Genomic DNA, 10290 nt, shown 5'->3' with positions numbered 1-10290 from the left:
CACAATGGAATGCGTTTCCCTGTGGGAGCGAGCCTGCTCGCGAAGACGGCCGCCCAGACAACACAGAAGCACCAGAGACCCCACATCATGAACACCATCAACACCCTCGGCCCCAACACCCCGCGCATCGCCCTGATCGGCGAATGCATGATCGAGTTGCAGCATCGCGCTGACGGCAGCCTGCACCAGAGCTTCGGCGGCGACACCTTGAACACGGCGGTCTATCTGTCCCGCGAACTGGGTACGGCCGGCAGCGTCGATTACGTCACCGCCCTGGGCGATGACAGTTTCAGCGATGCGATGTGCCAGAGCTGGGCCGCGGAAAACATCGGACTGGACATGGTCCAGCGCTTGCCCGGCCGTTTGCCCGGTCTGTACTGCATCCAGACCGACGCTGCCGGCGAACGGCGTTTTCTCTACTGGCGCAATGAGGCGGCGGTGCGCGATTGCTTCACCACCGCGGCCGCCGCGCCGATCCTGGCAGCGCTGCCGGATTACGACGTGCTGTATTTCAGCGGCATCACCCTGGCGGTATTGGGCGTGCAAGGTAGGGAGAGACTGCTGGAAACCTTGATCGAGGCCCGGCAACGCGATGCGCGGATCGTCTTCGACAACAACTACCGGCCACGCCTGTGGGCTTCGGTCGAAGAGGCGCGGGCGGCTTATCGCAGCGTGCTGCCCTATGTCGACCTGGCGCTGCTGACCGTGGATGACGAACAGGCGCTGTTCCATTTCGCCGATTGCGCAGCGGTGTTTGCCGCGTATGAGCAGATCGGCACGCCTGAGGTGGTGCTCAAGCGCGGCGCCGAAGCCTGTCTGATTCGTTGTGATGGCGAGTCATTCGAAGTACCGGCGCAGAAGGTCGAGCGCGTGGTGGATACCACGGCGGCGGGTGATTCGTTCAGCGCGGCGTACCTGGCCAGTCGGCTCAAGGGTGGCAGCCCGGTGGAGGCTGCCGAGGCGGGGCATCGGTTGGCGAGTCGGGTGATTCAGGTGCCGGGGGCGTTGATTCCGAGATAAGCGGTGAAGGGCCGCTGGCTGCGCCATCGGATCGCTGGCAAGCCAGCTCCCACAGGTCTTGCGCGGTCCTTGTGGGAGCTGGCTTGCCAGCGATGAGGCCCTGAGGCCAACCCGTCAATCCCGGAAAAACACCTGCACCAGGTGATACCCGAACTTGCTCTTGATCGGGCCATGCACCACCCGCAGCGGCTTCTTGAAAATCACCGCGTCAATCACCCCGACCATCTGTCCCGGACGTACTTCACCCAGATCGCCGCCGCGTTTGCCGGACGGGCAGGTGGAGTACTTCTTGGCCAGCACGTCAAACGCTTCACCCTTGGCGATGCGTTGTTTGAGCTGCTCGGCTTCTTCCGAGGTTTTCACCAGAATATGGCGGGCTTGAGCTTTCATAGGGCAATTACCTTGCAACGGTGACGACAACGGGGCGCGCGATTATGCCTTAACTCACTCGGGTTGGCCGATCATCGTGCGAATCTTGTTGGCCAACAGATCAATGGAGAACGGTTTGGCCACCATGTCCATGCCTTCCTCGAGGAAACCCTGGCGTTCGGCCGCCATTTGCGCGTAACCGGTCATGAACAGCACTTTCAGGTCCGGGCGATGCTGGCGCGCAATCTCTGCCAACTGCCGGCCATTCATCCCCGGCAGGCCGACATCGGTGACCAGCAGATCGACCCGCAAATCGGATTCGAGCAAGGGCAAGGCGGTTTTCGCGTCTTCGGCTTCGTGGGCCTTATAGCCAAGCTCCTTGAGCAGGTCGAGCACCAGCATGCGCACCGCCGGATCATCCTCCACCAGGACCACGGTTTCCCCGGCAATCGCCGGTGGGGCTTCGCCGATGTCCGGCGACGGAGCGTCTTGCGCTTGCACCGCATGCAAGCGCGGCAGGTACAGGCGCACGTTGGTGCCCTGTCCGGGCATGCTGAACAGACTCACATGGCCGCCCGATTGCTGGGCGAATCCGTAGATCATCGATAGCCCAAGCCCGGTGCCCTGGCCGATGGGTTTGGTGGTGAAGAACGGATCGAACGCCTTGGCCAATACCTTGGGCGTCATGCCGGTGCCGTTGTCGCTGACCGCGATCATCAGGTAATCGCCGGCCTTGACCGGTTCCAGAATGTTGATGTCGCTGCTGTCGAGGTAAACATTGGCGGTTTCGATGCGCAGTTCACCGCCATCGGGCATGGCGTCCCTGGCGTTGATGACCAGGTTGAGCAGGGCGTTTTCCAGTTGGCTGACATCGGTGCTGACCGGCCAGGCGTCTTCGGCCAGTTGCAACTTGAGCTGGATGTGGTCGCCCTTGGTGCGGCGGAACAGATCTTCCAGGGAATGGATCAGGTCGTTGGCGTTCAGCGGCTTGCGGTCCAGCGATTGGCGCCTGGAGAACGCCAGCAAACGATGGGTCAGGGCGGCGGCCCGTTTCGCCGAGGACACGGCGGTTTCGGCGAAGCGGGCAATGTCCTGGGTCCGCCCATCGGCGATGTAGCGTTGCATCAGATCGAGGCTGCCGATGATGCCGGTGAGCATGTTGTTGAAGTCATGGGCGATGCCACCGGTGAGCTGGCCGACGGCTTCCATTTTCTGTGCATGGCGCAAGGCGTCTTCAGCGCGCTCGCGTTCGAACATCTCGTTTTGCAGGCGCTGGTTGGTTTCGGCCAGTTGCTGGGTACGGGCTGCGACCCGTTCTTCGAGGGTTTCGTTGAGGTTGCGCAGCGCTTCTTCGGTGTTTTTGCGTTCGGTTTCGTCGATCACGAAAATGTAAAAACCGTTCACCGCGCCGTCCGCGCCGTGGCGCGGCAAATAATTCATCAGGGCATGGCGGATGCTGCCGTCACGGTGCGGTGCGTCGATGCTGAAACAGCAGGGCTTGCCGGTCAGCGCCTGGGCAATATGCTCGGCGCGCAAGGCGTAGGCCTCATCGCCCAATACCTCGCGAATGGTCCTGCCGTAGAGCTCCTGGGGCGTCAGGCCGTACCAGTCCAGATAGGCGGAATTGTTCAGGCGAAAGCGTTCCTCGCGGTCAACGTAGCTGATCAGGATCGGCATGGCGTTGATGATCAGCTGCAGCTCGGTCTGACTCTGGCGCAAGGCCTGCTCGGTGTTTTTGCGCTCGGTCAGGTCCAGTGCCGCGCCGAGAAAGCGGATCGGCCGACCATGGTGGTCCTTGTAGCACCGCCCGCGGGCGAACACCCAGCGCAACTGGCCGTCGGGTTGCAACAGGCGATATTCCTCGGCGTACTCAGTGCCATGGGTAATGCAGTGCTTGATGCTGCGGGCAATCAGGGCACGGTCTTCTGGGTGGACGCCGTGCAGATAGGCGCTGATCGGCAATTGCCCGGCCATGGCGGGATCGATGCCGTGCAGTTGGGCGAAATGGGCATCGGCGATGAAACGGTCTTCACTGATATCCCAGTCCCAGGTTCCCACTGCGTCGGTCGCGGCGAGGGCCAGTTGCAAGCGTTCTTCGGTTTCCTGCTGTGCCTTGAGGCTGGCGGCGGAGCGTTGTTCCAGTTCCAGGGCGATGCGCCGGCGTTCGTTGGTTTCGATGGCGGTGACCAGAATTCCGGCGACCTGGGTGTTCTCGTCGCGGATCGGACTGTAGGTCAGGTCGAGCCAGAAATCGGAATCCTTGCCATCGCGCTGCAGGGTGAAGCGTTGTTCGCTGTAGGTCCGCACCTGACCTTGTAGGACGGCACTGTAAATCGGGTCGGTAAAGTCCTGGAGTTCTGGCCAGATCTGGTGCGTCGGCTGTCCGAAAGCGTGCGGATGCTTGCTGCCGGCGAGCAGGGCGAAGCCGTCGTTGTAGATCTGCGTCAACTGCGGCCCCCAGAGCAACAGCATCGGCATCGGCGAATGGATCACGATGTCCACGGCGGTGCGCAGGCTTTGCGGCCAGGTACTGGCCTCGCCCAGCGGCGTGCTTGCCCAGTCCAGTCGGGCAATCAAGGCCTGGGCATCGCTGCCGGTTGGTGATGCATTCATCTAGGTGTCCTGCGTTCAAGTCGGTATGGCGGTGTCTACTATGCTTGCTGAGCACTGACCCGTACGGGTCATTTCTGTCAATTGAATGCTTCGCGGATGCTTTTTGCCATGGAAATCGATGCGTTGTTAAAACGCCTGGCCACATCACCCCCCCTGTGGGAGCGAGCCTGCTCGCGAAGACGTCGTGTCAGTCACATTCATTCCGACTGGCGCATCGCATTCGCGAGCAGGCTCGCTCCCACAGTGGATCTCAATTTCAACGCTGGAGTTCGGTACGATCCCGAAATTGCTCCAACGCCTCGGGATTGGCCAGTGCATCGGTGTTTTTCACCTTCTGCCCATGCACCACATTGCGTACCGCCAGCTCGACGATTTTGCCGCTGATGGTCCGTGGGATGTCGGTGACCGCGACGATCTTCGCCGGCACATGGCGTGGCGTGGTGTTGGCGCGGATGACCTGGCGGATCTGTTGCTGCAACGCTTCATCCAGTTCCACTCCGTCGCGCAGGCGTACGAACAGCACCACCCGCACGTCATCCTGCCATTGCTGACCGATGGCCACGCTGTCGAGCACCTGCGGGACTTTTTCCACCTGGCGGTAGATTTCCGCCGTGCCGATGCGCACGCCGCCGGGGTTAAGTACGGCGTCGGAGCGCCCGTGGATCATCATCGCGCCGTGGGGCAGTTGTTCCGCATAGTCTCCCTGAGACCAGACCCCGGGAAATTGGCTGAAATACGAGGCCCGCAGTTTCTCGCCGTCGGGGTCGTGCCACAGGCCGATGGGTATCGCCGGGAAGTGCCGGGTGCACACCAACTCACCTTTTTCACCCATTACCGGCCGACCCTCATCGTTCCAGACTTCGACGGCCATGCCCAGGCTCTTGCCCTGTATTTCGCCGCGGCGCACCGGTTGCCACGGATTGCCGTTCACAAAACACGAAACGATATCGGTGCCGCCGGACATCGAGGCCAGACACACATTCGCCTTGAGGTCGCGGTAGACGTAGTCGTAGCTCTGGGGCGACAGCGCCGAGCCGGTACAGAGCAGGGTTTTCAGGCTACTCAGGTCATGGCTTTGCATGGGTTTGACGCCGTTGCTTTCAAGCGTCGCCAGGTACTTGGGACTTGTACCGAAGACGCTGATGCGCTCGTCGTCGATCAGGTCGATCAAGCGTTCGGAATCCGGATGAAACGGTGAGCCGTCATACAGCACCACGGCACTGCCCACCGCCAGGGCCGAAACCAGCCAGTTCCACATCATCCAGCCGCAGGTGGTGTAGTAGAACAACCGTTCGCCGGGGCCAAGATCGCAATGCAGGCCGTGTTCCTTGACGTGCTGCAGCAGTACGCCGCCGGTGCTGTGGATGATGCATTTGGGTACGCCGGTGGTACCGCTGGAGTAGAGGATGTACAGCGGATGGGCGAAGGGCACGGCGACGAAGTCCGGATCACCGCCGGGGAAGTAGAAATCGTCCCATAACGTGACGTTGGCCTGGGTGCGGAAGTCTTCGATATGCGCATCGGGCCGCGCGTAAGGCACGATGACCAACTGCCGCAACGACGGCAGGCGTTCGAGGATTTCGTTGACCTTGACCGTCTGATCGATGTCTTTGCCGGCGTAACGGTAGCCGGCGCAGGTGAGCAGCACTTTCGGTTCGATCTGGCCGAATCGGTCGATCACGCCTTGCGTGCCGAAGTCCGGCGAAGAGCAGGACCAGATCGCGCCGAGGCTGGTGGTGGCAAGCATGGCCACCAGGGTTTGCCAGGTGTTGGGCATGCACGCGGCGACCCGATCGCCGATACCGACACCCGCGGCGATCAACCCGTTCTGGAAGCCGGCGACATGCTCTGCCAGTTCAGCCCAGGTCAAGTGTTCACGCTGGCCGTTTTCCGCCACGGCGACCACCGCAATGGCATCGTCGCGGCGTCGCAGCAAGTGCTCGGCGAAGTTCAAGGTTGCACCGGGAAACCATTGAGCACTGGGCATTTGCTCGCCTTCCACCAACACCGCGTCGGGTTGCTGATGGAAGCGGATATCGAAGAAGTCGACGATGGCCTGCCAGAAGTCCTCGCGCTGATCGATGGACCATTGGTGCAGGGCAGGGTAGTCGTCGATGTGCAGGTGGTGCCGCGCAATGATGAAGCGCCGGAAGGCCTCCATGCGGGTCTTGGCGATGCGTTCGGGGCTGGGTTGCCAGAGGATGTCGGACATGATTTGCCTCTTCTTCTATCTGCAGATCCATTCGCGAGCAGGCTCGCTCCCACAGGGGACCGCATTTCAATGTGGGAGCGAGCCTGCTCGCGAAGAACGATAACGCGGTCTAACGTCAGATCACTGCGCCAACCACCCACCATCAACATTCCACGCCGCGCCCCGTACCTGGCTGCCGGCTTCGCTGCACAGGAACAGCACCAGCTCGCCCAGCTGCGGCGGGGTCACGAATTCCAGCGACGGTTGTTTCTCCGCCAGCAGATCATGCTGGGCCTGTTGCGGATCAATGCCGGTCGCGGCGCGATCATCGATCTGCTTCTGTACCAGCGGCGTCAGCACCCAACCCGGGCAGATCGCGTTGCAGGTCACGTTGCTGGTAGCGGTTTCAAGGGCGACCACCTTGGTCAACCCGATCACGCCGTGCTTGGCCGCCACATAAGCGGCCTTGCCTGTCGAGCCGACCAGACCATGCACCGAGGCGATGTTGATCACCCGGCCCCAGCCCTTGGCGCGCATGCCCGGCAAGCTCAGGCGGGTACTGTGAAACACGGATGACAGATTGATGGCGATGATCGAATCCCAGCGCTCCACCGGGAACTCGTCTACCGGCGCCACATGTTGGATGCCGGCGTTGTTGACCAGAATGTCGACACCGCCGAATTCACGCTCGGCGTAGGCGATCATGTCGGCGATCTGCGCCGGGTCGCTGACGTCGGCCGGGTGATGGCCGACCTTGCCACCGAATTGCTCGACTTCAGCAATGACGTTGGACGCATCGCCGAAACCGTTGAGGATCAGGTTGGCGCCGGCCTTGGCCAGGCTCAGGGCGATGCCCAGGCCGATGCCGCTGGTGGAGCCGGTGACCAGTGCGGTCTTGCCCGAAAGAGTCGTCATGAATACCTCACACAATGCCAGTGGCGTAGAAAGTACCGATCACCACGAAAACCGCCAGTGTCTTGATCAGCGTAATACAGAAAATGTCTTTGTAAGCTTCGCGGTGGGTCAGGCCGGTGACCGCCAGCAAGGTGATCACCGCGCCGTTGTGCGGCAGGGTGTCCATGCCGCCGCTGGCCATCGAGGCCACCCGATGCAGCACTTCCAGCGGAATATTGGCGGCGTGGGCGGCGCTGATGAACTGCTCGGACATCGCCGCCAGGGCGATGCTCATGCCGCCCGATGCGGAACCGGTGATACCGGCCAGCAAGGTGACGGTAATTGCTTCATTGACCAGCGGATCTGGAATGTTCTTGAGCCAGTCGGCCAGCACCAGAAAGCCCGGCAGGGACGCGATCACCGCGCCGAAACCGTATTCCGAGGCCGTGTTCATTGCTGCCAGCAAGGCACCGCTGACTGCACTTTTGCTGCCTTCGGCCAGTTTGCGGCTGATCGCCTTGTAGCCGAACAGCAGCACCATGATGATGCCCACCAGCAGTGCAGCCTGTACTGCCCAGATCGCGGTGAGTTTGGCGATCTCGGTGGTGACCGGGGCGGCCATGCCCGGCAGCGCCAGGCTGTGGGTCTTGCCGTACCACTGTGGAATCCACTGGGTGAACAACAGGTTCATGATGCCCACGGCCAGTAGCGGCGAGAGGGCGATCCACGGGTTGGGTAACTTGATGTCGGCGGCGGTTTCCGGCTCGTTGCGCAGGTCGTTGCCATAGCCTTCACCGGTGCGCTGGGCCTTGTTGCGCTGACGCTGGAGAAACAGCATGCCGGCGCAGAACACGAAGATCGTGCCGATCACACCCAGCCACGGTGCTGCCCAGGCCGTGGTGTTGAAGAAGGTGCTGGGGATGATGTTCTGGATCTGCGGGGTGCCGGGCAGGGCATCCATGGTGAACGAGAACGCGCCGAGGGCGATGGTCGCCGGGATCAGGCGCTTGGGAATATTGCTCTGGCGGAACATTTCAGCGGCGAATGGATAAACCGCGAACACCACCACGAACAGCGACACGCCACCGTAGGTGAGCAAGGCGCATACCAATACGATGACCAGCATTGCCTGACGGGTGCCGAGCAAGCGAATGGCCGCGGCGACGATTGAGCGCGAGAAACCCGACAGCTCGATCAGCTTGCCGAATACCGCACCGAGCAGGAACACCGGAAAGTACAGTTTGATGAAGCCGACCATTTTCTCCATGAACACACCGGTGAAGGCAGGTGCAACGGCGGAAGGGTCGGTCAGCAGGACGGCGCCGAGGGCGGCAATCGGGGCAAAAAGGATAACGCTATAGCCACGGTAAGCAGCCAGCATCAGCAGCGCGAGGGCTGCCAAGGCAATGATCACACTCATGGTGTGTCTCCTGGGATTGTTATTTTTGTAGGGGTGAAACGTTGTAGGAGACGGCTGTAGCGAGTTTCGTGCCAGATGAGTAAGTTATTGAAATATAAGGATATATTTGTCTGTTTAGCGTCGAATTCAATGGGTTTGTCTCTGTTTTGAGACTTTTGCTGTCAAGACTGGCCTTTCGCGGGCACGCCAGCTCCCACAGGTTCATCGATAACGCGGTCACTGTGGGAGCGGGCTTGCCCGCGAAGAGGCCATATCTACCAATGGAGATCAATGTCTCTTTATAGAGACTCCGCAATCCCCAACGCCACCATCTTCTTGTACAACGTCGACCGCCCAAGCCCCAGACGCGCCGCCGCCTCAATCACCTTGCCCCCGCAGTGCGCCAGGGTGGTTTCGATCAGCTGCCGGTCAAACCGCTCCCGTGCCGCGCTGAACGTCTCATGCTCCAATGGTTCGATGGTCAACGGCACCACCCGTTGAACCGGGGTGAACGTGCCGATCGCCGCGCGGATATCCGCTGCCGTAAGCCGCAGGTCATCACTGAGCAAGGCTGCCCGTTCCAGGACGTTACGCAGCTCGCGAATGTTTCCCGGCCAGGCGTGCTGCCCCAAGAGCTCCAGCGCTTCGCTGTTCAGTTCGTGCTGGCTGCGCAACTCTTCAAGGATCGCTTCGCTGAGGGCGGGCAGGTCGTCAAGGCGGTCGCGCAGCGGCGGGACCTGGATCGGCAGGACATTGAGGCGGTAATACAGATCGGCGCGAAACTCGCCGCGTTTGATCGCGGCTTCCAGGTCAGTAGAGGTCGCGGCGATCACCCGCACATCGCTTTGGATCACGTCGTTGGAACCGACCGGTTCGAATTCCTTCTCCTGTAGTACCCGCAGCAGTTTGCTTTGCAGCGGTAACGGCATGTCACCGATTTCATCGAGGAACAATGTGCCGCCCTGGGCGATTTGCAACTTGCCGGCGCGGCCCTTGCGGTCGGCACCGGTAAAGGCGCCAGGGGCGGTGCCGAAGAATTCGGCTTCCAGTAGCGATTCGGGGATGGCCGCGCTGTTGATGCTGACAAACGCCTTGTGCGCGCGCGGCGAGGCATTGTGGATCGCCTGCGCCAGCAATTCCTTGCCGGTGCCGGTTTCACCGAGCAGCAACACCGGTGATTCGGTGCTGGCACTGCGGCGGGCACGGCGTTTGACTTCGAGGCTGGCGGCACTGGTGCCGATGAAGTGGGCGAAGTTGTATTTGGTCTGCCGTGCTCGAAGCAGCGAGCGGGTCGACGCCAGCTCTTCCTGCATGTTCATGTAGCGCTTGAGCATCGGTGACAGGCTGCGCAGTTCGTCGAACAGGGCAAAGCCGATGGCGCCGATCACTAAGCCTGCGTCGTCGTGAATCGGCAGGCGCATCACCACAAGTGGCTCCTTGGGGGTGTCCTGCATGTCGAGCAGAATCGGTCGACCGGTGCGCACCACTTCGCGCAGCAGACTGCCGGGGATTACGCTTTCACAGGCCTTGCCGATGGCACCCTTGGCCGATTGCAGGCCAAAACGCCGGGCGTAGCGCTCGTTCATCCAGACGATGTTGGCATCGCGGTCGACGATCACCGTGCCTTCACTCGACTGCTCGATGATCTCGAACAACGAACGGATCGCCAGCAGGCGCACGCGCTGGTAGTCCTTGAGGCTTTCGGTGGTGTTCATGGGTGCTGATCCTGATTGAATGTTGCCTGTGCTGGCCTCTTCGCGAGCAGGCTCGCTCCCACAAGGGATTTGTGAAAGGCGCAGATCCC

7 protein-coding genes are annotated in these 10290 nt (G+C 61.4%); 1 reads left to right on the top strand and 6 read right to left on the bottom strand.

The genetic code is table 11. The features are described from left to right. The first annotated feature begins 87 nt into the window (after nucleotides 1–87). Nucleotides 88–1020 carry a sugar kinase gene (locus ACW9HW_RS26255; RefSeq protein ID WP_457402188.1) on the top strand — a complete coding sequence of 311 codons (933 nt, stop codon included), beginning with the start codon at nucleotides 88–90 and terminating at the stop codon, nucleotides 1018–1020. Between the two features lie 114 nt (nucleotides 1021–1134). Here the strand turns inward: ACW9HW_RS26255 and ACW9HW_RS26250 are convergent, their stop codons facing one another. The 6 genes from ACW9HW_RS26250 to ACW9HW_RS26225 all read right to left on the bottom strand — a co-directional run bounded on the left by ACW9HW_RS26250 (nucleotide 1135) and on the right by ACW9HW_RS26225 (nucleotide 10201). Beyond that, nucleotides 1135–1410, bottom strand: coding sequence for a peptidylprolyl isomerase (locus ACW9HW_RS26250; protein WP_008066899.1), 276 nt, complete (start codon nucleotides 1408–1410; stop codon nucleotides 1135–1137). A 54-nt stretch (nucleotides 1411–1464) separates the two neighbouring features. Beyond that, a complete protein-coding gene (locus ACW9HW_RS26245) occupies nucleotides 1465–4002 on the bottom strand; it encodes a PAS domain-containing hybrid sensor histidine kinase/response regulator (protein WP_095194705.1) in 2538 nt (845 codons plus the stop codon). Between the two features lie 256 nt (nucleotides 4003–4258). Further along, entirely contained in the window at nucleotides 4259–6214 is a 1956-nt protein-coding gene (locus tag ACW9HW_RS26240) for an acetoacetate--CoA ligase (RefSeq protein ID WP_457402185.1), read from the bottom strand. A gap of 120 nt (nucleotides 6215–6334) precedes the next feature. After that, nucleotides 6335–7108: a 3-hydroxybutyrate dehydrogenase gene (gene hbdH / locus ACW9HW_RS26235; protein ID WP_095194707.1), complete on the bottom strand. Its 774-nt coding sequence runs from the start codon at nucleotides 7106–7108 to the stop codon at nucleotides 6335–6337. Nucleotides 7109–7115: 7 nt separating this feature from the next. After that, a complete protein-coding gene (locus ACW9HW_RS26230) occupies nucleotides 7116–8507 on the bottom strand; it encodes a GntP family permease (RefSeq protein WP_095194708.1) in 1392 nt (463 codons plus the stop codon). 278 nt (nucleotides 8508–8785) lie between these two features. Continuing rightward, the gene (locus tag ACW9HW_RS26225) at nucleotides 8786–10201 is read right to left on the bottom strand and encodes a sigma-54 interaction domain-containing protein (protein WP_457402183.1); all 1416 of its coding nucleotides are present in this window, start codon (nucleotides 10199–10201) and stop codon (nucleotides 8786–8788) included. Nucleotides 10202–10290: the final 89 nt, after the last annotated feature.

Source organism: Pseudomonas sp. SDO5532_S415, from assembly GCF_054071155.1.
The sequence above is the reverse complement of the archived record's forward strand: the minus strand, read 5'-3'. Positions and strand labels throughout refer to the sequence as shown.